14 protein-coding genes and 1 pseudogene are annotated in these 22,004 nt (G+C 70.0%); 5 read left to right on the top strand and 10 right to left on the bottom strand.

What is annotated here, in order from left to right; all coding sequences use genetic code 11:
• Positions 1-271: 271 nt before the first annotated feature.
• Together ACFY10_RS10540 and ACFY10_RS10535 are read right to left on the bottom strand one after the other, a co-directional pair.
• A complete protein-coding gene (locus ACFY10_RS10540) occupies positions 272-1,978 on the bottom strand; it encodes a DUF2264 domain-containing protein (protein WP_390664662.1) in 1,707 nt (568 codons plus the stop codon).
• A gap of 81 nt (positions 1,979-2,059) precedes the next feature.
• Entirely contained in the window at positions 2,060-3,103 is a 1,044-nt protein-coding gene (locus tag ACFY10_RS10535; RefSeq protein WP_390664661.1) for a rhamnogalacturonan acetylesterase, read from the bottom strand.
• A gap of 206 nt (positions 3,104-3,309) precedes the next feature.
• Between ACFY10_RS10535 and ACFY10_RS10530 the strand changes: the two genes are divergently transcribed.
• On the top strand, positions 3,310-4,989 hold the full coding sequence (locus ACFY10_RS10530) for a rhamnogalacturonan lyase B N-terminal domain-containing protein (protein ID WP_390664660.1): 1,680 nt from the start codon (positions 3,310-3,312) through the stop codon (positions 4,987-4,989).
• A gap of 2 nt (positions 4,990-4,991) precedes the next feature.
• On the opposite strand, the gene ACFY10_RS10525 is transcribed toward ACFY10_RS10530, so the two are convergent.
• Positions 4,992-6,404 carry an RICIN domain-containing protein gene (locus ACFY10_RS10525; protein WP_390664659.1) on the bottom strand — a complete coding sequence of 471 codons (1,413 nt, stop codon included), beginning with the start codon at positions 6,402-6,404 and terminating at the stop codon, positions 4,992-4,994.
• A 1-nt stretch (position 6,405) separates the two neighbouring features.
• On the bottom strand, positions 6,406-7,506 hold the full coding sequence (locus tag ACFY10_RS10520) for a family 43 glycosylhydrolase (RefSeq protein ID WP_390664658.1): 1,101 nt from the start codon (positions 7,504-7,506) through the stop codon (positions 6,406-6,408).
• Between the two features lie 185 nt (positions 7,507-7,691).
• Here ACFY10_RS10520 and ACFY10_RS10515 point away from each other — a divergent pair, with 185 nt between their 5' ends.
• A complete protein-coding gene (locus ACFY10_RS10515; protein WP_390664657.1) occupies positions 7,692-9,803 on the top strand; it encodes an autotransporter in 2,112 nt (703 codons plus the stop codon).
• A gap of 12 nt (positions 9,804-9,815) precedes the next feature.
• On the opposite strand, the gene ACFY10_RS10510 is transcribed toward ACFY10_RS10515, so the two are convergent.
• Complete coding sequence (locus ACFY10_RS10510; protein WP_390664656.1) at positions 9,816-10,937, bottom strand: aminoglycoside phosphotransferase; 1,122 nt, start codon at positions 10,935-10,937, stop codon at positions 9,816-9,818.
• 106 nt (positions 10,938-11,043) lie between these two features.
• On the opposite strand from ACFY10_RS10510, the gene mmuM reads away from it, so the two are divergent.
• From mmuM to ACFY10_RS10495, 3 genes are all read left to right on the top strand, one after another.
• Positions 11,044-11,961, top strand: a complete 918-nt coding sequence (gene mmuM / locus ACFY10_RS10505; protein ID WP_390664655.1) for a homocysteine S-methyltransferase — start codon at positions 11,044-11,046, stop codon at positions 11,959-11,961.
• 182 nt (positions 11,962-12,143) lie between these two features.
• Positions 12,144-13,199 (top strand): LacI family DNA-binding transcriptional regulator, encoded by a 1,056-nt coding sequence (locus ACFY10_RS10500; RefSeq protein ID WP_390664654.1) that lies wholly within the window; start codon positions 12,144-12,146, stop codon positions 13,197-13,199.
• A 9-nt stretch (positions 13,200-13,208) separates the two neighbouring features.
• On the top strand, positions 13,209-13,331 hold the full coding sequence (locus ACFY10_RS10495) for a hypothetical protein (RefSeq protein ID WP_390664653.1): 123 nt from the start codon (positions 13,209-13,211) through the stop codon (positions 13,329-13,331).
• A gap of 166 nt (positions 13,332-13,497) precedes the next feature.
• Here the strand turns inward: ACFY10_RS10495 and ACFY10_RS10490 are convergent.
• The 5 genes and pseudogenes from ACFY10_RS10490 to ACFY10_RS10470 all read right to left on the bottom strand — a co-directional run.
• A pseudogene (locus ACFY10_RS10490) lies at positions 13,498-14,799 on the bottom strand (carboxylesterase/lipase family protein); the annotation flags it as partial.
• Between the two features lie 130 nt (positions 14,800-14,929).
• The gene (locus ACFY10_RS10485; RefSeq protein WP_390664652.1) at positions 14,930-16,189 is read right to left on the bottom strand and encodes an alginate lyase family protein; all 1,260 of its coding nucleotides are present in this window, start codon (positions 16,187-16,189) and stop codon (positions 14,930-14,932) included.
• A 27-nt stretch (positions 16,190-16,216) separates the two neighbouring features.
• Positions 16,217-19,558, bottom strand: a complete 3,342-nt coding sequence (locus tag ACFY10_RS10480; RefSeq protein WP_390664651.1) for an alginate lyase family protein — start codon at positions 19,556-19,558, stop codon at positions 16,217-16,219.
• On the bottom strand, positions 19,555-21,081 hold the full coding sequence (locus ACFY10_RS10475; protein ID WP_390664650.1) for a glycosyl hydrolase family 28 protein: 1,527 nt from the start codon (positions 21,079-21,081) through the stop codon (positions 19,555-19,557). Before ACFY10_RS10475 ends, ACFY10_RS10480 begins: the two co-directional genes overlap by 4 nt.
• Positions 21,082-21,138: 57 nt before the next feature.
• Positions 21,139-21,996: a carbohydrate ABC transporter permease gene (locus ACFY10_RS10470; RefSeq protein WP_390664929.1), complete on the bottom strand. Its 858-nt coding sequence runs from the start codon at positions 21,994-21,996 to the stop codon at positions 21,139-21,141.
• Between the last annotated feature and the right edge of the window lie 8 nt (positions 21,997-22,004).

The raw sequence follows: 22,004 nt of genomic DNA, 5'->3' as shown, positions 1-22,004 counted from the left end.
GGTCCGGGCAGGTGAGGCTGCCCGGCCACCAGTGCCACACGCCGAGTGGCACGCCGGCCGGCGCGTCGTCGCAGGACCTGGCGCGAGGATGAGACAGGACACGGTCCTCGTCCCTGGCCAGGCGCTGGACGACGTCCGGCGGTAGCCGGCGGGCCCGGGCCGCGCTCGTGCGCACCAGCGGGTGCGTGGACGCGGCCGGGCGGCGCGCGGGGTTCAGCCCTGCGCGCCGCCACCGCTCCGTGAGCTCGTCCCTCCCCCTCGTCAGGGGGCCTCACCCTGCCGGACAGGACTCCTCGACGGCGATCTCGTCCCGGGATCCGCCGAGCCTGACCCGCACCTCGGGCCCCTCGCTCCAGCGCACCGTCAACTCCCCGGCCCCGTCCGCCCGTACGCTCACCGTCTCGCCCAGCGGCACGGGATCCTTCTCACCGGTGAGCCGCGCCAGCGCGACGAACAGGCTGTCTCCCGCTCCGGTGACCCCGGTGAGCGTCCCGGAGAGCCCGACGACCGGCGCCAGTTCGGCCCGCAGGCCCTCTCCCGCCGCCCACCCGGTCAGCCGCACGGCCGTCCCGGGCTCCGCCCCCGCCACCAGATGCGCCCGCACCTCCACGGCCCCGCGCGCCAGCACCACGCTGGTCACCCGGGCGCCTCCACCCGCCGTGTGCCGGGAGGCCACCCACCCCTCCCCCACGCCCAACGGCTCGATCTCCGTCCGGCTCGGATCGTCCCCGAGGATCACGCTGTTGTCGTACGACGACGAAGGCTCCGTCACCGTCGAGTAGGCGAGGCGCGTGTAGTACGGGTCGTAGCGGACGTCCTCGCTGCCGTGGTTGTGGAGGCGGACGACGCCGTCCGAACTCGTGCACTGGAGGAGCCAGTTGGGCGCCGGGATCGGCGTGAGAGCGTCGGAGCGCTCCGCCGGGCCCGGCTCCTCCGTCGCCGTCCACACCGGGTGGTCCGGGGGCAGGAGCAGGCCGAGGAAGCCCTTGCTCGCCCAGTACGGGGAGGCGGGGCCCGAATAGCCTTGCAGGACGGCCGGGTCGGGGCCGTGCCAGCCGAGGGTCAGCAGGCCGCGCGAGTCCACCGCGCCTCGCTCCAGGAAGTACTTCAGGGCCCCCGACGCCAGCCGCCGGGTCTCGCCCGGCGGCAGTGGCGTACGGCCCGTCAGTGCGCCCAGCCACAGCGGGACCGTCGTCGCGAAGCGGTAGGTGAGCGAGCGGCCCTGGTGCATCGGGGCGCCGTCGCCGCCGAACAGGCGGGCGTAGTCGGCGAGATGGCGCTCGAGCCTTCCCCCGTACAGGTCCAGAAGTGCGGCGTCGTCCGCGAGCCAGGCGTGCAGCACCGGGTACAGGTGCATCGCCCAGCCGTTGTAGTAGTCGAACTTGCGGCCGTCGCCGTCCGTGTACCAGCCGTCGCCGACGTACCACTCCTCGATCCGCGCAAGGCCCCGGTCGATCGCCTTGCGCGACGCCTCGGTCTCGTAACCGATTTCGTCGAGGAATCCGCCCACCGTCACCGGGAACAACTCCCAGTTGCAGGGCCAGGCTTCGGCGGTCAGCGCGTCCCCGAGCCAGGCGGCCGCCCGCTGTCGTACGCCCTCGTCCAGCCGGTCCCACAGCAGCGGGCGGGTCAGCCGCAGGGCGAGGGCGATGGAGGCCGCCTCGACCAGGGGCTGACTGCGGTCCTCGATCCGCGGCCAGACGCCCGTGACGCCGGACGCGAGCCCGTCGGCGTAGCGCTCGAGCGCGTTCTCGTCCTGGCGGAAGGCGGCGGCGAGCAGCGTACGGGCGTAGCCCTCCAGGCCGTCGGAGAGCCGGCCGGACCAGCTCGTGCGGTCGCCGGGGAGGTGGTAGAGCGCACCGCCCTCCGCGACGTACGGCTCGACCGCGGCGAGCAGGGCGTCGGCGGCCGCCTCCCAGTGGGCGCGGGTGCAGCCGGTGCGCGGGCTGAGGGTGCGGTCGGCGGGGGGCAGGTGCATCGGCTCTCTTTCGGGACTTGCGGCAACGAACGAAAGGTGAGACCTGGGGCGCCCCGGTTCCGGTCGAGACGCCCCAGGGGTTCATCCCACCCGCACCAGGCCCCTGGGCACCAGATGCGCGGCGACAAGCGCGTCGCGGACAAGTCCCGCGTACACCGTGGCACCGTGGACGGAGGTGTGGGTGTTGTCCTTCTTCTCGTTGTAGAGATAGATCGCCTTGGAGCCCTCGACGCCCAGGGACTCCACCAGCGCCTTCGTCTTCGCCGTCAGGTCGATCAGCGGTACGTCCTCGGCGGCGGCGACCGAACGGATGACAGCAGGATGGTCCACACCGAGGCCATTGACCAGCAGTGCGGTGTTGTTGTTCAAAGTGCCGTCGGCATTGAACCAGCGCCGCACGATCGGAGTCACCAGGACCGGGTCCCCGACTTTCTCCCGTACACCCGCCACCAGAGTCTCCAGATTCGTGCGATATGTCGCTTCGTCCGTGGTCTTGTCGTTGTGCGCCAGCTGGATGAGCACCAGGTCGCCGGGGTGGATCAGCGGCTGCACGGTGGCCCACAGCTGCGGGTTCTGCAGATAGGTCACCGTACTCTCGCCGGAGTCGGCGTAGTTGGCGACGGACAGCCCCTTGCGGAGGTACTGCGGCAGCTGCTGGCCCCAGCCGGAGTACGGGTCGGCGGGCTGGTCGCAGACCGTGGAGTCGCCGACCAGGAAGATCTGACGGGCGTGCCGGGCGGGCGTGACACTGATGTCCGCGAGAGCGGGGGCCGAGCCGCCAACAGCGAGATCAAGGCCGGGAGTTCCGTCCGGCCCGGTCGGCTCGCCCTCCGGTGTGCGCACGTTGACCGTGAAGCTGCGGGCGACTCGTTCACCGGCCGCCGCGGGTGTCTCGGGAAGCAGGGACCGCCGGGTCTCGCCGCTGACGGCGGTGCTCGATGCGGCCTCGCCGCCGAGCAGGACCTTCACGTCGTACGTGCCGGGCGGGACGTCGAAGTGGCAGGCGCCGGCGGTGCAGTTCTCGATGCCGAGGGGCCGGTGTCCCCCGTACGCCTGGGCCGGTACGGCCGTCAGGCAGGCGCTCAGCGTCAGCGCCGCCGACACGGCGAGGTTGAAACGTCTCATTCGCGCATCCCTCCGAGGAAAGACCGGACGACAAGGCCTGGCGGCAGGGACCGTACCGCTGTCTGCAAGCGCTTTCTAGCCCTTGGGCTGATTTCACAAGATTGCCAACCTTGCGCGCGCGAAAGCCCTTTCGCGAAATCGATTCAACTGTCACCCTCACAACCACTCGCACCACCCCCACACGGCTTCCGAAGGAGGCACCCCCCATGTCCGAAACCGCGAACAGACCGGTCGGCCGCCGCACCTTCGTCCTTGGTTCCGCCGCTGCCGCCGGGACGGCGGCCCTCGCCGGGCCGCTCGCCGCCTCGGCGTCCGCCGCGAGCTTCGGCTACTCCGACGACGGGTCGAACTACGTCGTCGACACCGGCGCCAGCCTCGTCTTCAAGGTCAGCAAGACCAACGGCGACCTGACCTCGCTGGTCTACAAGGGCACGGAGTACCAGGGCTACGGCGGCAAGAACTCGCACATCGAATCCGGCCTGGGCACCTCCACGGTGACCATCAAGCAGTCCGGTTCGACGATCCTGATCTCCGTCGCGTACGGCACGCTGAAGCACTACTACGCGGCCCGCAGCGGCGAGAACAACGTCTACCTGTGGACCAACAAGGCCGACGACTCGGTCAGCGCGACCCGCTACATCGTGCGCGTCAAGGCGGGCATGTTCCTCAACGACGAGCCCGACTCGTACACCTACGCGCCGACCACCATCGAGGCCTCGGACGTGTTCGAGAAGTCCGACGGCCAGACCCGCTCGAAGCACTACTCGAAGCTGCGGGTCATGGACTACGACTACATCGGCTGGTCGACGGGGAGCGTGGGCCTGTACGTGGTCCGCTCCAACCACGAGAAGGCCTCCGGCGGCCCCTTCTACCGCTCCCTCCTGCGCCACCAGAGCGCCGACGGCGGCGGCCTGTACGAGATCCTCTACTACGGCGAGAACCAGACGGAAGCCCAGCGCTTCGGTCTCCAGGGCCCGTACGTCATCGCCTTCACGGACGGCGGCGCGCCCTCCTCCTCGCTGTACCACGCGAACCTCACGACCTCGTGGGCGGACTCGCTCGGCATCTCGGGGTACGTCGCGGCGAGCGGCCGCGGCAAGGTCGCCGGTGTCGGGATCACCGGACGGAACACGGCGTTGCCGTACACTGTCGGGCTCGCCAACTCGGCCGCGCAGTACTGGGGTTCGGCCCGTTCCTCGGACGGCTACTTCTCCATCGCGGGCGTGCTGCCGGGGACGTACACCCTGACCGTCTTCAAGGGTGAACTGGCCGTCTACACCAGCTCGGTGACGGTCACCGCGGGCGGTACGACGTCCCTCAACACCATTGCGATCCCGTCCTCCAACGACCCGAGCAACGCGAGCGCGATCTGGCGCATCGGCGACTGGAACGGCTCGCCGAGCGGGTTCAAGAACGCGGACCTGATGACGTACGCGCACCCGTCGGACAGCCGGGCCGCGTCCTGGACCGGCAACGTCGTCGTCGGCAGCGGCACCGAGACCTCGGCCTTCCCCTGCTACCTCTGGAAGGACGTCAACAGCGGCATCATCGTCTACTTCAGGCTGACGGCCGCCCAGGCCGCCGCCGCGCACACCCTGCGCATCGGCGTGACGACGGCCTACGCCAACGGACGGCCGCAGGTCGTCGTCAACGACAACTGGACCTCCGCCGTCCCCTCGCCGCCCTCCCAGCCGAGCACCCGGTCACTGACCGTGGGCTCGTACCGGGGCAACAACTACACATTCACCTACAGCGTGCCGGCGTCCGCCTGGCTGACGGACACCAGCGCGTACAACACGCTGAAGATCTATGTGGCGAGCGGCTCGGGGTCGACGTCCTTCCTCAGTGCGGGCACGTCGATCGACGCGATCGATCTACTGGCCTGAGGTCAACTCCCGTGCGTCCACTGCTGGTTGGTGCCTCCGTTGCAGGTGTACGTGATGATCGCGGCGGAGTTGGCGGTGGACGCGCCGGACACGTCCAGGCACTCCCCGCTCGCGCGCGACTTGACGTTGACGTACGAGCCGGAGGTGGTCAGCGACCACTGCTGGGTGGTGGCCGAGCCACTGCAGTTCTCCTGGGTGACCGTGCTTGCGTTCTCCTGCACGCACAGGGAGCTGTTCCGGACCATCAGCTGGTAGTAGCCGCTGCCGAGGGACTTGAACCAGTACTTCTGGTTGTTGCCGCCGTTGCAGTCGTACTGCTTGATCTGGGCACCCTGCCACAGCGACTGGCTGGTCACGTCGGCGCACTTGCCGCTGTGCCGGGCGATCAGCGTGTTGTACGTGGCACTGGTGCCGGTGACGGTCCCGGCGGCCGTGTCGACGGTGACCTCGGGGTACCAGGACATGGACATCGAGGTGGAGCTGGGGAAGGTCAGCGGCAGCCAGACGTAGCGGGAGTCGTTGACCGTCCCGCCGAAGGAGTTGCCCCAGCGGTCGCCCAGGTAGAGGTAGGAGGTGCCCGAAGTCCCCTGGACTGGAAGGACGTACGCGGTCTGTGAGCCGTAGGCGGTGGAGTCGCCGATGTTCGTCATCGAGGTCCACGGGCCGGAGAGGCTGGTCGCGGTGGCGTACTGCTGCTGGTTGGGGTTCCAGCCGGTGGCGGCCGAAGTCAGCATGAAGTAGACGCCGCCCCGCTTGAAGAGGGCCGGTGCCTCGCGGTGGCCGCCCGGCCAGGGGTTGGCGACCAGGCTGTCGATGCCGGTGTAGTCGGCGGTGAGCCTGTAGATGTGCAGGTCGTAGTTCTCGTTGGCGGCCGAGACCATGTACGCCGTGCCGTCGGTGTCCACGAACGTGGTGATGTCCCGGGACATGTACTGGCCGAGCGGCTGGAAGCTGCCCTGGTAGGTGTAGTTCCCGTCGACTGTGTCCGAGACGGCGACGGCCGCGCGGGCCTGGCTGTAGTCGACGCCGTTCTCCTTGTGCATCCACATCACGAACTTGCCGGTGGAAGCGTTGTAGATGACTTTCGGCCGCTCGATGTAGGCGGTGGACAGCTCGGAGGCGGACGACTGGGTCAGGACGTGGTTCCTGAACTCCGAGTTCTTCAGGTCGGTGGAGCGGTAGGCGTCCACGTACTTGAAGGTGTTGTCGGAGTTGCGGTCCTCGCCGAACCAGTAGTAGTACGAGCCGACCTTGATGACGCCGCCGCCGTGGGCGTGGACGGCGTTGCCCGAAGTGTCCGTGAACTGGATGCCGTTGCTGACGGTCTGGGCGGCCGCCTGGGCCGGTCCGGCGGTCGCGAGGGCGCCGAACAGGCCCAGGCAGAGGGCGAGCAGTACCGCGTACGCACGTCTCATGTCACGCACTCTCCTTCGCGGAGTCGGCCACCGCACCGGTGGCCGTGTCCGCCACGGGGACCCCGAAGTGGGGGGTGCCGTCCGGGTTCCAGCCCAGCTTCTGGATCCGGGTGTGGCGGTTGGGGTCGTTCAGGGGGTCGCCGGTGATCTCCTTGTACTGGCGGGCGTGGTAGACGAGGACGTCGCTGCGGCCGTCCTCGGCGACCGTGAAGCAGTTGTGGCCGGGGCCGTACTGCTTGGTGGTGTCGTTGCTGGTGAAGACGGGGACCTGCGACTTGGACCAGTTGGCGGGGTCCATCAGGTCGGCGTTCGCGTCGACGGTCAGCAGGCCCATGCAGTAGTGGTGGTCGGTGGCGCTGGCCGAGTAGGAGAGGAAGAGCCGGCCGTTGCGGGCGAGGACGGCGGGGCCCTCGTTGACCTTGTAGCCGACGGTCTCCCAGTCGTACTCCGGTGTGGAGAGCCTGACTTGACGGCCCGTCAGGGTCCATGGGTTCGCCATCTTCGACAGCCAGAGGGCGGTGTTGTTGTCCATGCCGGGCTCGTGCTGGGCCCAGACGAGATAGCGGCTGCCCCGGTGGGAGAAGGTGGTGGCGTCGAGAGAGAAGGTTTCCCAGGCGGTTTTCACCTGGCCCCGCTCCACCCAAGTCCCCTTGAAGGGATCGGGGTTGGCGTTCTCCAGGACCCAGATGCGGATGTCCCACACGCTCTCGGCGGGCGCGGAGGCGAAGTAGATGTACCACCTGCCGCCGATGCGGTGGATCTCCGGCGCCCAGATGTGCGCGCCCATGACGCCGGTGGCGTGCTTGGTCCAGATGACGGACTCGGCGGCGGTCGCGAGGCCGTTCAGGGTGCGGGAGCGGCGCAGGACGATGCGGTCGTACTCGGGGACGGTGGCCGTGAAGTAGTAGTGGCCGTCGGCGTGGCGGTGGATGTACGGGTCGGCGCGCCGGCGGACGAGCGGGTTCACGAACGGGGCCGCCTTCGGGGTCGGCGCGGCGGTGGCCACTGCGGGGGTGGCCGCCAGGGCGCCGGCGGCGAGGGCGGCCCCCTTCAGCATCAGGCGGCGGCTGGGGACTGGGGGCAGGTCGTTGTTGCGGCTCATGCGGCTGCCTCTCGGGGGACGTTCGAGGTAGCGAACACCATCTGTGATTACGAACGCCGAAAAGGTAAGGGTGTGGAACGAGGAGGTCAACGGGTCTGACGCGACTCGCAGAGAGCGCTTTCGCAATTTCCGGCGTATCGCAGATTTTCTGTTATCGGCGGCCCTCCCAGCCCGTCTCCTCTGACGTGCGCAGCCATAGCCAGCAGACAGCAGCCGTCGCCGGAGCCCTCGCGGCGGTCGCCGCCCTGCTCTCCACCGCCCACCCCGCCGCGGCCGCCGGTACCCGTGACGTCACCGCCGACGTGCTCGCCGACCGGGACGTGACGCTCACCGGCGACACCGTGGTCACCGTGCCGTCCGGGACGACGACGTACGACGGGGTGTTCCACGGCGAGGGCACGCTCACCGTGCGCGGCGGCGGGACGCTGGTCCTCACCAAGGACAGCGACTTCACGCTCCCCAGGTCACGTCAGCGGCAGGTGGTCAAGACGCAGGGCGGCAACCACCCGTACGTCACCACGGACGACGCCGACCCGCCCGCGATCACCGTCGAGCGGGGCGCGACCCTGCAGTACGGCACCGGCGGGACGACCGGGCTGATCGGGCACTTCCCGTACAACACCCCGGCGTTCCGGCTCAACCAGGACAACATCCGGGTCGACGGCACGCTGCGGCTGTCGCTGACGAGCGCCTACAACCTGGGCACGATCAGCGGCTCGGGCCTGATCACGCAGCCCCGCTTCCTCTGGGGCACCTGGGACCTGTCGGGCACCCACACCTTCTCCGGAGTGATCGACAACGGCACGCAGGTGAACGCCGGACGCCCGGAGTACGCCACGTCGCTGCCGAACGTGCGCAAGATCCTCAACCAGGGCACGTACACGGTCGACACCCCGCTGGGCCAGACCGTGACCATGGGCATGGACTTCTACCAGCGCGAGTACGGCAGTGACATCAACATCCAGTCCCGGCCCGGCAGCAAGGTGATCCTGACCGGCCAGTACAGCTGGTCGAACCAGGGCGGCGACACCAACCCCTCACTCAGCGACCCGTCCCTGAACTGGACGCCCGCGCACAAGAACGTCAACAAGCGCGGCACCAACATCAAGGGCGCGAACGTCCAGTGGGGCAACGGCACGACCGACAAGATCTTCATGCCGGGCACGGCAGAGACCGTTTACATCAACTTGCTCGCGGCGCGCTCCCGTTCGCTGCTCACGTTCGACTACGACGGGCCGGTGACGCTGGGCGCTCCCATCGGCGGCGGCAGGTTCCACGACACGCTGGCCGCGCCCGGCGCCGGGGACATCGTCATCAAGGGGACGAAGGGCAACGACGTGACCTTCGCCGCCGTCCAGTACTACAACGGCTCGACGACGGTCGAGAAGGGCGCGGTACTGCGACTGGGCAGCGGCAAGCCGGGCGGGGACGGCGGGCTCTACACCAAGGGTGACCTCTACAAGGTGGTCGACAACGGCTCGCTGGTGCTGAACAACACGGGCAAGGCCCTGGCCCTGTCCCGGATCAGCGGCAGCGGGTCGCTGACGCAGACCGGGACCGCCACGGCGACCCTGACGGGAAGCGGGGTGACGTACACCGGCACTACGACGGTCAAGAAGGGCACCCTGGCGCTGCGCTCCGGCGCAAACCTCGTCCACAGCAAGGCGATCAGACTCAGCTCGACGGGCTCGCGGCTCGACGCCGGGCCGTCCGGACTGCGCGTGGCCACCACGCTCACCGGCAAGGGGACCGTGGAGGGGGCGGTGACCAACGACGGTGTCGTGGCGGGCGGGGTCACGGTCTCCGGGAGCTACACGCAGAGCGCGAAGGGCGAACTCGTCCTGGGCGCCGAGCCGTTGAAGGTGAAGGGATCCTCGGTCCGACTGGCCGGAGACCTCGACCTGTCGGCCGCCGGGACGAAGCCCGCGCGAGAGATCACCGTCATCGAGCACTCGGGCAAGTCGAAGACCACCGGTACGTTCAGGGGACTGAAGCAAGGCGCACGCCTGAAGCTCGCCGACACCACGTACCGGATCAGCTACAGCGGCGGCGACGGCAACGACGTGACCCTGACCGCGACCAGCACCAGCCACTCCCCGACCGCCGCGCACCCGGACACGGCATCGTCCGGCGCGGCGGCAGCCGCCGGCCCCCGCACCGCCAACACCGCGAGCAGTGGCCTCGGTTGGTGGCCGTACGTGCTGGCGATGGGGCTGCTCCTCGGACTCGTGGTGCCCGCGGCCATGCGCGGGCGCAGTGGCCGACGGAGGGGCGGGCGGCATGCGGCGCAGGGTTAGCGGTTGTCCGGTTCAGCGTCCGCTCGGCGCCTCGAGGAAGCCCAGTCGGGGGGCCAGCGCACGGGCCTCGGCAGCCCAGTCGGCGAGGAAGGCGAGCGTCGACCCACGTTCCTGGTAGCGGAGTTCGCCGGACACGGTGCGGGCGCCGCCGTAGTCCAGCTGCTCCTCGCCCGCGCGGGCCAGCGACAGGGCCGTGAGCCAGTCGTACTTCACGGCCGAGGCGCACACCGCCAGCCGTACGAGGTGTTCGTCGCCGCCCCAGCCGCCCTCCCGCAGGCCGTACAGGTACGCCGCGTACGCCCGCGCCGCGTACTCGGGCAGGCGGGTGGCCGGGACGAACAGGTCGAAGACGGAGTCGGGGAGGTAGTTGCCGAGGTCCTCGCCGAGGGCTCCGTCGCCGGCGAACGCCCAGTCGAAGAGCACGCTGCCGGAGCCGTCGGAGCGGACGTTGGCGGGCCACTGGTCGAGGTGGCTGAGGGCGCGCGGCAGGCTCTCCATGATCTGGAGGAACCACTCGCGGTCGTGGTGCAGGCGGACCATGTCGTGGCGCAGGCCGGGCGGGAAGTGGTCGCGAACCAGCGGCTGTTGCCAGGCTTCGTCGTCGTCGAGGAGTTCTTGGCCGCGGGTCTTGCTGCCCACGTACTCGCGCAGGAACCGACGGGAGAGCCAGGGGCGGTCCGCCGTTTCGCCCACGGCGGCCTGGGCCGCGCCGAGGCGGCGGGCATGTTCGATGTGCCGGGCGAGCGGCCAGGACGTCGCCGGCTCGCCCCGCACGTCCTCCAGCCACAGCGCCACGTCGCCGTCGGGCCGCTCCACGCAGGCGAGCAAGCGGGGAGCGCGGATGCCGTACGGCCGCCAGATCTGCGCGAGGCCGGACTCGTAGACGTGGGCCTCGCGCCGCCAGTGGTTCCAGTGCCGGGGGTCGTCGGAGGCCGCCCAGCGTCCGGTGGCCTTCTTGTTGCGGGTGAGCACCTTCAGGACGGCCGAGCGGTTCCCGCCCGCGTCTCCGGCCGATACGCGCCATACGCCCGCGGTGACGCCGTTCCTGGGGTTGTGCACCAGGGGTTCGAGGACGGGCTTGTCGGTGCCTAGCACCTCGCGTGCCTCGGCGTGCAGGAGAGCGGTTGCAGGCATTGCCCAAGACTAGAGCCCGGGTGATCGTCGCAGGGCGGGCGAAGATCAACTCAAGTGGACACGGTCCGATGTGGATTCCAGCCCCCGCTCGACTACCGTCAATGCCATGACCAGCAACACCGCCCTCACCGAAGCCCTCGCCGCCGGAACCGTCGTTCTCGACGGCGGCATGTCCAACCAGCTCGAGTCCGCCGGGCACGACCTGAGCGACGAGCTGTGGTCGGCGCGGCTGCTCGCCGAGCGTCCCGAGGCGATCACCGAGGCGCATCTCGCGTACTACGAGGCGGGCGCGGACGTCGCGATCACCTCCAGTTATCAGGCCACGTTCGAGGGGTTCGCAAAGCGCGGGATCGGGCGGGAGAAGGCAGCCGAACTGCTCTCCCTGAGCGTGGAGTTGGCGCGCGAGGCGGCGCGGCAGGCGCATGCGAAGGGGGTCGCGCGACCGCTGTGGGTGGCCGCGTCCGTCGGCCCGTACGGGGCGATGCTCGCGGACGGGTCCGAGTACCGGGGGCGGTACGGGCTGAGCGTCGACGAACTGGAGCGCTTCCACCGGCCTCGCCTGGAGGTGCTGGCGGCTGCCGGTCCCGACGTGCTGGCCCTGGAGACGGTGCCCGACTCCGACGAGGCGGCCGCGCTGCTGCGGGGGGTCCGCGGGCTGGGGGTGCCCGCGTGGCTCTCCTACTCGGTCGAGGGTGGACGGACTCGGGCCGGCCAGCCGTTGGAGGAGGCCTTCGGTCTTGCCGCCGACGTGGACGAGGTGATCGCTGTCGGCGTCAACTGCTGTGCGCCGGAGGACGTCGACGGCGCGGTGCGGATTGCTGCCCGTGTCACCGGCAAGCCGGTTGTCGTCTACCCCAACAGTGGCGAGGCCTGGGATGCGGAGGCGCGCGCCTGGACCGGGCGGTCCTCCTTCACCTCCGAGCAGGTGACGGGCTGGCGGACGTCCGGGGCTCGGTTGATCGGCGGGTGCTGCAGGGTGGGGCCGGGGGCCATCGCGGGGATCGCCGGGGCGTTGCGGGGCTGAGCCGGTTCGCCTTCTCGCCGTAGGGCTTCTGTTGTCATGCGGCTGCCGCTTTTCCGTGGTTGATCGCGCCCACGCGGCGGAGCCGCATATTGGCACTGTCCCGCGCCCCTTCAGGGCGCTACTCTCGCCGGTGGGAACCGGTTGCCGGGCTGTTTCTGCAGTTCCGAGGGGGCGAGGCGGGCATGACCAGGAAGAGCGACGACGCGAGCCGCAGCACCATCCGGGATGTGGCCGCCCGTGCGGGGGTGTCCGCGTCGACCGTCTCTCGGGTGCTCGGCGGGGTGTATCCGGTGAGCGCCGCGACGCGTAGCCGTGTGATGCGTGCCGTGCACGAGATGGACTACGTCGCCGACGCCCGTGCCAAGGCGGTCGCCGGGGTCGGGACGCCCGCCCTCGCCTTCGTGCTCGAGGACATCACCGGGCCGTCGTTCGCGCACATGGCGTACGGCGTGGAGCGCGAGGCGACCCGGCTCGGGCATCTGTGCCTGGTGTGCAGCACGGAGGGGGATGTGCGGCACGAGCTGGAGTTCGTGGAGATGATGCGGGCCCAGCGCGCCGCCGCCGTGATCCTTGTGGGCGGCGTCGCCGACACCCCCGAGTACCGCGAGCGGACCCGCCGTATCGCCGACTCGCTGGCGTCGGCCGGTTCGCGGCTGGTGCTGTGCGGCCGGCCGCCGCTCGGCCCCGGCGCCCCGGTGACGGTCATCGAGTACGACAACGAGGGCGGCGCCTACGCCCTGGTCGCCCATGTGCTCGCCCAGGGCCACCGCCGTGTTCTGTTCCTCGGCGGCAAACCGGACCACACGACGGCCCAGGGGCGTGAGCGCGGCTATCTCGCCGCCCATCGCGCCCGCGGTCTGGAGCCCGACCCGGCGCTGCTCCTGCACGGCGACTTCACCCGCGACGCGGGCCACCGTCTGATGCGCGAAGCCCTCAAGGAGGGGCTCGAGTTCACGGCCGTGGTCGCGGCCACCGACATGGTCGCGGCCGGTGCGCTCACCGCGCTGCACGAGGCGGGCCTGGACGTGCCGGGCGATGTTTCGCTGGCCGGTTACGACGACATTCCGTTCGCCCGCGACCTGCACCCCGCCCTGACCACGGTGCACGTCCCGTACGAGGAACTGGGCCGCCTCGCCGTCCGTACGGCCCTGGGCCGCAGTGCGGAGACTCCGGACGAGCATCTGCTGCTGGGGACGCATGTGGTGGTGCGGGACTCGGTGGCGGCAGCGCCGGAGTAGCCGCCCCGCGTGGTCACTGCCGGCGGACCGAGCCGGGCAGCCGCAGGCGCCGTACAACCGAGCGCAGTTCCGTACTGCGCGTGGGCAGACCGTCGACCTGGACCGATGCGGGTGTGGATTCCGCGGTCCTGAGGGAGTCGGCGGTCCACAGGGCGAGTTCGGCATCCCGCGGCCCATAAGCGGTGCGCGGCTCGCCCGCGTCGAAGATCCGCACCGGATGCGACTCGTCCCAGCGCTCCCAGCCGGGGTTCCCGTCGGCCGCGAACCGCACCCACGCCGCGTGCATGGTGTCGGCCAGCTCCTCAGGGGCGCCCTCGCCGGCCAGCCTGCGCGATTCCGGTACGTCGCCGGTGTCGAAGACGAAGCCGAGCTCCAGGGCGTGGCAGGCGCCGAGGTCAGGGAGGCTGGAGGGCCAGCCGAACTCGTAGACGTACGAGGTGTCGGGGCGGGCGTCGGCCAGCCGGTGCAGCGGCACGCGCAGCAGGTGGTCGGTGACCATCTGGCCGACGATCTCGGCGGTGCCGGCCTCCGGGTGCAGGGTGCGGTAGCCGCGGGGCACCTCGGTGCCGCAGCGGCAGCGGGCCATGGCGCCGGCGAGGGCGACCGCACCGAGCCGGTCGACGCGTTCCAGGAGGCCGCCGGGGACGAGCCAGAGGCGGTACTCCTCGCTGGTCCAGCCCAGCATCAGGTCCACGTCCTTCGCCGCGTCGCCGTCGACCAGGGCCTGAAGAGGGTCGCGCGGCACGAGGTCGCCGTCGACGACGATGCCGAAGGAGGGGCCGCCGAGCACGGGGCTGCTGAGCTTGCCGACCTCGGTCTGGGTACGCAGCAGCAGGTCACGGTCGACCTCGGCGAAGGCCGCGGCGGTGGCGGGGATCTTCAGCCGGTTGGCCATGCGGCGCACCATGCGCCGTACCTTGTCCCGTTCGAACGCTTCGGGCGGCCCGCTCTGCAGGACCGCCCGCCGCATGAGCCCCTGTGCCTGCGGGGCGGCCAGCAGGGCGCCGATGCTGATCGCCCCCGCCGACTGGCCCGCGAGGGTGATCCGGTCCGGGTCGCCGCCGAAGGCCGCGACCGACTCGTGGACCCACTGCAGGGCGGCGAGCTGGTCGCGCAGGCCGGGGTTGGCGGGGGCGTCCGGGAACAGTCCGTAGCCCTCGACGCCAAGCCGGTAGTTCACCGAGACGAAGACGACGCCGTCCCGGGCGAAGTTCCGCCCGTCGTACACGGGCACGGCGGAGGATCCCCTGGTCAGGGCGCCGCCATGCAGCCACACCAGAACCGGGAGCCGGGCCCCTGGACCCGGCTCCGGCGTCCACACGTTCAGATTGAGGCAGTCGTCACCAGGGACGACGGGGTCGGACAGGTACTTCTCGAAGGCCTCGGAGTAGGGCGGCTTCGGCGGCGTCGGCCCGAACGCGCTCGCGTCGCGCACACCGTCCCAGGGCTCGGGCGGCACGGGCGGGCGGAACCGGCGGGGGCCGAAGGGGGGTGCGGCGTACGGGATGCCCCGGAACACCGCGATCCCGTGCTCGTACCGGCCTCGTACGGCCCCGTACGGCGTGCTCACCACGGGGCCTGTCTCGACTGCTGCCGTCATACGACCACCAGCCTCCTCACCGCGCCACTGCACCGGTAACAACAGAGCACCACAGGTCGCCCCGGTATTCCGGTGCAGAGCGCGATTCGGCCGCTACTTGGGGTACGCGGCTACTTTCTGTACACGGTTACTACTTCGCGTACATGAGGGTGCCGAAGCCGAGCTGGTCGTAGCCGCCGCTGGTCGAGCCGTAGTCGCCTCCTCCGCCTTCGGGGGCGACGAGGTTGTAGTACATGGCCGAGATGTACTTGTCGTCGAGGTACAGGCGCCGGTTGTAGTGGAAGTGGAGCATGGCCCACACCGGGCGGACCTGACCGCGGGAGCCGGAGGAGATCACCGTCTGGGACGACTGGGCGCAGCTCTGCCCGGTGCCCCACGTGTAGGTGGTGTAGGGCACGTCCTGGCCGGTGTTGTACTTGGCGACGTACTGGGCGGCCTTCATGAAGCGGCGGCTGTCGTACGAGTAGAGGTCGTCTCCCTGGTTCCAGGCCATCTCGCAGAGAGCGCCCATCTGCCCCATGCCCATGATGGTGTGGCCCTGGTCGCGGCCGGACTCCTGCCACTGGCCGAGGGCGTAGCCGTCGGAGTCGGTGTACAGGTACGGGACCGCGTGCGCGATGGAGCCGTTGCCGGCGCCGGACTTGAAGTAGCTGACGGCCTGGTCGTACTTGGCGGCGTTGTCGGTGAGGATCCCGATGGCCATGATCGAGGCCATGTTGCACAGGTCCCAGTTGGCCCAGTAGTTGGTGATGCAGGCGTCGTTGTGGCTGGTCAGGAAGCTGTTGTTGAGCGGGTAGAAGACGTTGACCATCATCTTCTGGAACGCGGCGAGGTCGAACCCGGCGTAGCCGCGCATGAGCTCGGCCGCCTGGCAGAACTCCCAGCCGTAGATGCCGGCCGCGAGGAACCGGTCGGCGTTGCCGGTGAGGGTGGTCAGCTTGGACGACCAGGCGTTGAGGATCTTGACCGCGGTGTCACCGTTGGCGGCCGTACCGCCCACCGCCCAGCGCAGGGCGTTCTGGTAGGCGGCGGCGATGTCGTTGTAGAGGATGCCGTAGTTCTCGCCCGTGCCGCCGCGGATGATCGTGGCCTGCGGGTTGGGCGTCCAGGTGGACTGCGAGTGGGAGTTGGCGGTCAGCTTGTTCCAGCCGGACAGCCAGGGGTCGGTCTTCGCCGCGACCTTGACCTTGGCGCGGTTGATGTCGCCGGCGTTGTGCAGCATGCCAGGGTGGGTGAAGGTCGAGGGGGCTGCGTCGGCGGTGTTGCCCGCCAGCGCGGCCGCGGAGCCCCCGAGGGCGAGTGCGGCGGTGAGACCGCCGGCGGTCCTCAGCAGACCGCGGCGGCTCAACTCGCCCTGTTCAAGGGGCTGGTGGGGGGAGATGCGGCTCATCTTGTGCGACTCCAATCCGTGGGGGGATCAGTCGGGGGTGATGCTCACCTCTTCGAACCGGGCGGTGCCGAGGGCCAGGGGGCTGCGCGAGCAGACCACCAGACCCACGTGGAAGGGGGCGTCGCCGAAGCCGGGGATCTCGCCGGAGGCGAGGGCGGTCCAGGTGGCGCCGTCATCGGTGGAAACCGCTGCGGCGAAGGCGGTCCCGGCGCGCTTCAGCCGCAGCAGCAGGGGCAGTTGTACGGTCGCGGTGCCGGAGAACGCGGAGGCACCGGCCACGGTCCTGCGCAGCATCAGCTGCGCGGAGGTCCCGCCGGTGACGATCACCCCGGCGGCCTGGTCGAACGGTGACAGCGACTTGGCCATCAGCAGCCCCACCCGGTCGGCGGTGGCTCCGCTGCGGGTGACCAGCCGGGCGGTGACGGTGCAGTCGCCGGTGACGGGCTGTCGTACGAACTGCCCTGTCATTCCTTGGTTGTTGACGGTCAGGTCGACGCCCGCGCCGCGGACCGTGAAGGTCCCGCCCTCGTACGACGTGCTGCCCGGCGTGCGGATCGCGACCACGCCGAGCGTCCCGTACGCCCGGTCGTCGAGGATCACGTCGCCGAGGTCGCCGTGGGTCCAGGGGGCGGGCGGCGGTGTGCCGACCGTGAGGGCGAGGGTGGCGGTGCCGTCGCCTGCCGCGTTGCCCGCGCCGGTCGTGATCGTGAACTCGCCGGTCTGGTTGGGGGTTCCGCAGATCAGGCCGGTGCGCCTGTCGACGCGCAGGCCGTCGGGGAGACCGTCGGCGGTGAAGCGTATGGGCTCGTGCGAGGCACGGAGAAGGTGCCGGAACGAGACACCCTGGTTGGCGAACGCCGTTGAGGCGGAGGTGAGTTGGGGCACGGAGGGCGTCGGCATGGATGCCGTCGCCGGGTCCGAGAGCGGTCCGCGGCCACCGGCGTTCGTCTTCGCGACGACGTAGTGGTACGTCGTTCCCGGTGCGCCGGTGGCGTCGGCGTAGCGGATGCGGGTGCCGAAGCCGACGGGACCGATGCCGGTCGCGACGGTGTGGTACGGGCCGTCGGCGTCCTCGGCCCGCAGCACCTTGAAGCGGGCGGAGGGGTCCGGGTCGGTCCAGGCCAGCTCGACGGCGTCGGAGCCGCTTGTCGCCGTGAGGCCGGCCGCGGTTCCGGCCGGGCGCGGTACGGACCACACCTCGCCCGAGGCCGACGTCACGGTGACGTTGTCGAAGGCTCCGGTGCCGGTCTCGGCGTAGTCCTCGTCGACTCCGAGACAGGAGGTGAGGACGAGACCGGCCTGCGCGGTGTGTCCCAACTCGACGTCGGTGGCGCCGACTTCGGTCCAGCGGATGCCGTCCGGGGAGATCGCGCCGGTGCACCGGCGGCCCTTGCGCGTCACCCGCACCCAGTACGGCGCCCGCAGCCGGTAGCCGTCACCTGCGCCCTCGACGTACGGGGCCTCGAGCGGGGTCGCGGACTCCGGGAGGGTGCCGAGGTTGGAGATCGGGAAGGCGGCGCCCGTGGTGATGGCGTCCTGCTGGGCGGGCGGCACGGGCGTGCTGCCAGTGGCGGAGACGTCCGCCCCGTCCGACGGACGCACACTCCACACCCCGCTCCAGGTGTGCAGCGGCAGCCCCTGGATCAGCATGTCGGCGTGCGCCGCATCGGGGTCGACGGAGGCGCGCAGGGTGACGCCGATCTTGGAGTACTGCGAGCTGAGCGGCCACACGATGCGCGCGGTGACCGTGCCGTCGCCCGGCAGCGGCAGATGCGCGAGGCGGTAGGTGTCGGCGGTGCCGCTCGCCTCCAGCACGAAGCGCTCACCGTCGAACGCGGCCGAACCGGGGATCCTCACATCGCCGAGGTCCTGGGTGGACCAGGGGACGGGGAGACCGGCAGCGGCGGAGACGGTGCGTGAATCGCCGCTGCTGCCCTGGGAGTTGGAGGCGATGACCGTGTAGTGGTACGTCCGTCCCGGGCGCGCTTCGATATCGCTGTACGCCGGCTTGTCGAGGCCCGTGGCGATCTCCTCGTACGGGCCCTCGGGCTCGGTCGCCCGGCGGACGGTGTACGTGCTCGCCCACGCGGACGGCAGCCAGCTCACTGTGACGGACTTGCCGTCGCCGACCGCCGTGAGGCCCGCCGGAGCCGTCGGCACCGGCACCGTCGACGAGGTGGACGTCGCGCCAGCGTAGGCGAAGGTGCCCCAGCTGGGCAGGTCGTCGTTGCTGCCCTCGACTGCGCGGGCGCCACCGGTGCCACGGAAGACGGCGGCCTTGGTGTACGGGGTGTCGAGGCCGCGGACGCCGGCGTAGTGGGCGTAAGCCATCTCGTAGATCGGCGGAAGGTTGCCGCGGCCGGTCGCGGAGACGGCCTTCTTGATGTACTTGCCGGTGCGGTCGAGGTCGGGGGTGAAGGGGACGTCGCCGCCGAGGTTGTAGCGGGCGGCGTACTCGAAGTTCGCGAGGATGCGGTTGCCGTTGAAGGCCCACAGGTCGACGCCCTGGTTCCAGGCGACCTGGGCGATGTCCCCGGTCAGGCCGACGGCGAGTTGTTCGTGGCCCTGGTCGCGGCCGGCCTCCTGGCCCTGGCCGGCGTCGGTGACGATGCGGTGCGGGATGCTGCCGTTGCCGGCGCCGGCCGCGGCGAAGCGCAGGGCGTCCTCGAAGAGGACGCGCTCCTCGCAGAACACGCCGATGGCCAGGATGGTCTGAAGGGCCGTCAGATCCCAGTTGCCGTTGGCGTAGAGCATGTAGCCGGACACGGCCGGATACCAGACGTCGAGGAAGGACCGCTCGCAGCGGGCGATGTCCGCCGCCGCCCAACCGTCGTAGTCGCTATGCCGGAGGAGTTCGGCGGCGTTGACGAACTTGAAGGCCTGGAGCCCGGCGCCGAGCGGACCGTCCGCACCGGTGATCGCCGTCAGGGACGCCGACCATGCGTCGAGGATGTCGCGGGCCTTGTCCGCGTGGGCGCGCTCGCCGGTGACCGCCCACATGAGGGCATTCTGGTAGGCGGCGGCCGAGTCGGCGACGGCCTGGTTCTGGAAGTTGGTGGGGCCGCGGCCCCAGGTGGTGATCTGGCCCGTGTTCTGGATGGCGTAGGAGGACGAGGAGCGGGCGTGCGCTGCGAACGCCAAGTAGCCGTCATAGACGGGGGATTGCCTGGCGGTGACGGCTGCTTTCATACGGGCGAGGTCGTCGGCGGTGTGCAGCAGCCCCGGGTGGGTGAAGGCTCTGGTTCCGGTGTCGGTTTGGGCGGCGGCCCGGGCGGCGGTGGGGACGAGCAGTCCGCTCGCGCCCGATGCCAGCAGCAGGGCCGCCGCGCCGCCGAGGAAGCCCCGGCGGCTCGTCGCGGGGGTGCTCATGACGCCGCGGCCGCCTCGGCCTCGGCGGTCGTGAGGAACGTCAGGTTCGTGACGTGCTCGTTGTAGAACCACTGGATCGCGTCGGTGGTGTAGTACCACTTGGGCTTCTTCATCGAGTCGGCGATGACGGCGCCGTTGATCACCAGGTTCTCGAAGGTGACGTTCTTGATGGCGTGGTCGGCGTCGTAGCCGAGGAAGAGCGACGGCTCGGCGCGGGTGCCCGTGTAGGTGAGGTTCTTGACGTAAACGTCTTCGATACCGCGGCCGACCGAGGTGTTGTACTTCGGGTTGAACATCACCTTCATGTAGATGACCTGGCCCCAGCGGAAGTCCTCGATGCGGATGTCCTCGATGCGGACGTTCTTGATGAGGTTGGAGTCGCCGGGATTGAGGGCGATGCAGCCCTGGTAGTTCATCTGGGGTTCGCGGTGGTCGAGGACGTCGATGTTCTTGATGACCAGGTTCTCGAGCGTCTCGGGGGCGTCGGTGTTGCCGTGCGTGCCGACGTTGATCGGGTGCGCGACATCTGCCCACAGGGTGCAGTTCTGGATGGTGATGTCGCGGGTGTCGCCGTAGTAGTTCCAGCGGTGGCAGTAGATGGCGAAACAGTCGTCGGAGTTGCGCATGAAGCAGCCGTCGAAGACGATCCCGGTCGAGGAGAACACGTCGAAACCGTCTCCATTGCCCTTCGAGCTGAACGCACGCGCCTTCTTGACGTGGACGTTCTCGCTCATGCCGAACGTGCCCGCGTAGCCGTTGGGGTTCATGATGATGACGTCCTCGACGCGGATGTTCCTGCTGCCCTCGCAAAGGATGCCGCCGGGGCCGGCGTTGAGCATGCCGTGGCCGGTGAGGGCCGCCTTCTCCACGTCCTTGAAGAACACCTGCGCCTGCAGGACGGCGCCGCCCGCGAGATGGACGGTCTTGCCGCTGGGGACGGTGAGGACGTTGCCGGTGACGGTGTGCACGCCGGGGCCGAAGTAGATGACGTCCGGGTCGTCGGCCGAGGGCGGGTTGGGGCAGATGTGGTTGGTGATGACATGCAGACAGTCGAAGATCTCGTCGTTGATCTGGACGACGACGTCCTTCGGCTCGTCGAGGGTGAACACCAGGGTGTCGCCGCCGAGTTCGGGCCTGATGCCCAGCGAGTCCGGTCTCACCCGGGCCTTGGTGGTGCCGCCCTTGAGGTAGGTGACCTCGATCTCGACGGAGCCCTGGAAGTCGAAGTACACCATCGAGGTGTTGTAGACCTTGCCGGACCCGGTGGTCGGGTTGATCTCCTCCAGCTGAGGCCGGTAGATGTCGAGCGTCTGCCAGTCGCCGTCGGGAGCGGTGCGCACCCGTACCTTGAAGCTGGTGTTGGTCGGCATGGTGGCGGGGCGGGGGTAAGTGACCAGCTTCGGCGCGGAGTTGTCGTCGGCCGCCCGGGCCGCCGTGGCGGTCAGGCCGCCCGACAGTCCGGCGGCGAGCACGGTGGCGCCCGCCGCCTGCAGGGCGGTACGGCGTGACAGAGGCGTGTTCATGCGTGACTCCTTGCAAGAGATCGCAACAGGTCGGTACGAGAGGTTGCTTGCGGCCGGTTACTTGAGGCCGGTGGTGGACATTCCGGCGACGAAGCCGCGCTGGGCGACGAGGAAGATCAGCAGAATCGGGACCACGTACATCACCGAGCCGGCGGCCAGGAGGTTGTTGACGGGCAGTCCGCCCGGAGTGACGTACGAGGTCATGAGGGCGACGGAGAGCGTGGTGCGGTCGCTGGACAGGAGCAGCATGGGGGCGATGAAGTCGCCCCAGCTCCAGGTGAAGGCGATCACGAAGCTCGCGGCCAGCACCGGCCAGGACTGCGGCAGGAAGATCCGCCAGAAGATCCCGGCGTATCCGCAGCCGTCGACGATGGCGGCCTCCTCCAGTTCCCGGGGCATCCCGGCGAAGAACTGCCGGAAGAGGAAGACCAGGTACGGAGCTGCCGCCAGCCCCCACAGCACCCAGGGCCAGTAGGTGTTGACCATGCCGAGCTTCGCGAAGATGAGGTACGTCGGGAAGAGCGTGATCATCTGCGGCAGCATCATCGAGCCGAGCAGCACCCCGAACAGGACCTTCTTGCCGGGGGCGCCCAGCCGGGCGAAGCCGAAGCCGACCCAGGCGGAGCTGAGGGAGACCAGGGTGGCGTAGATGAGCGAGATGACCAGGGAGTTGCGGGCGTAGCCGAGGAAGTCGATCTGGGTGAACGCGTCGGCGAAGTTGTGCCACTGGATCTTGTCGGGCAGCCAGTGCACCGGGGACGCGGCCAGCTCGGGCGTGGTCTTCAGGCCGGTGACGACCAGCCAGCCGAAGGGGCCGAGCATCAGGCCGGTGATCACGACGAGGACGGTGTAGAGGACCAGGCGGGATGCGCGCACCCGCACCTGCGTCGCGGAGTCGGGGGTCTTCGGCGTCATGGTCGCGG

The sequence above is a fragment of the Streptomyces sp. NPDC001401 genome, assembly GCF_042895385.1.
GTDB lineage: Bacteria > Actinomycetota > Actinomycetes > Streptomycetales > Streptomycetaceae > Streptomyces.
Note: the sequence above shows the minus strand (reverse complement) of the source record. Positions and strands in the feature narration are given on the sequence as shown.

What these genes read in the sequence shown, in the direction of transcription:
- ACFY10_RS10540 (WP_390664662.1), bottom strand. Translation starts at nt 1,978, where the DNA reads ATGCACCTGCCCCCCGCCGACCGCACCCTCAGCCCGCGCACCGGCTGC.
- ACFY10_RS10535 (WP_390664661.1), bottom strand. Translation starts at nt 3,103, where the DNA reads ATGAGACGTTTCAACCTCGCCGTGTCGGCGGCGCTGACGCTGAGCGCC.
- ACFY10_RS10530 (WP_390664660.1), top strand. Translation starts at nt 3,310, where the DNA reads ATGTCCGAAACCGCGAACAGACCGGTCGGCCGCCGCACCTTCGTCCTT.
- ACFY10_RS10525 (WP_390664659.1), bottom strand. Translation starts at nt 6,404, where the DNA reads ATGAGACGTGCGTACGCGGTACTGCTCGCCCTCTGCCTGGGCCTGTTC.
- ACFY10_RS10520 (WP_390664658.1), bottom strand. Translation starts at nt 7,506, where the DNA reads ATGAGCCGCAACAACGACCTGCCCCCAGTCCCCAGCCGCCGCCTGATG.
- ACFY10_RS10510 (WP_390664656.1), bottom strand. Translation starts at nt 10,937, where the DNA reads ATGCCTGCAACCGCTCTCCTGCACGCCGAGGCACGCGAGGTGCTAGGC.
- mmuM (WP_390664655.1), top strand. Translation starts at nt 11,044, where the DNA reads ATGACCAGCAACACCGCCCTCACCGAAGCCCTCGCCGCCGGAACCGTC.
- ACFY10_RS10500 (WP_390664654.1), top strand. Translation starts at nt 12,144, where the DNA reads ATGACCAGGAAGAGCGACGACGCGAGCCGCAGCACCATCCGGGATGTG.
- ACFY10_RS10485 (WP_390664652.1), bottom strand. Translation starts at nt 16,189, where the DNA reads ATGAGCCGCATCTCCCCCCACCAGCCCCTTGAACAGGGCGAGTTGAGC.
- ACFY10_RS10480 (WP_390664651.1), bottom strand. Translation starts at nt 19,558, where the DNA reads ATGAGCACCCCCGCGACGAGCCGCCGGGGCTTCCTCGGCGGCGCGGCG.
- ACFY10_RS10475 (WP_390664650.1), bottom strand. Translation starts at nt 21,081, where the DNA reads ATGAACACGCCTCTGTCACGCCGTACCGCCCTGCAGGCGGCGGGCGCC.
- ACFY10_RS10470 (WP_390664929.1), bottom strand. Translation starts at nt 21,996, where the DNA reads ATGACGCCGAAGACCCCCGACTCCGCGACGCAGGTGCGGGTGCGCGCA.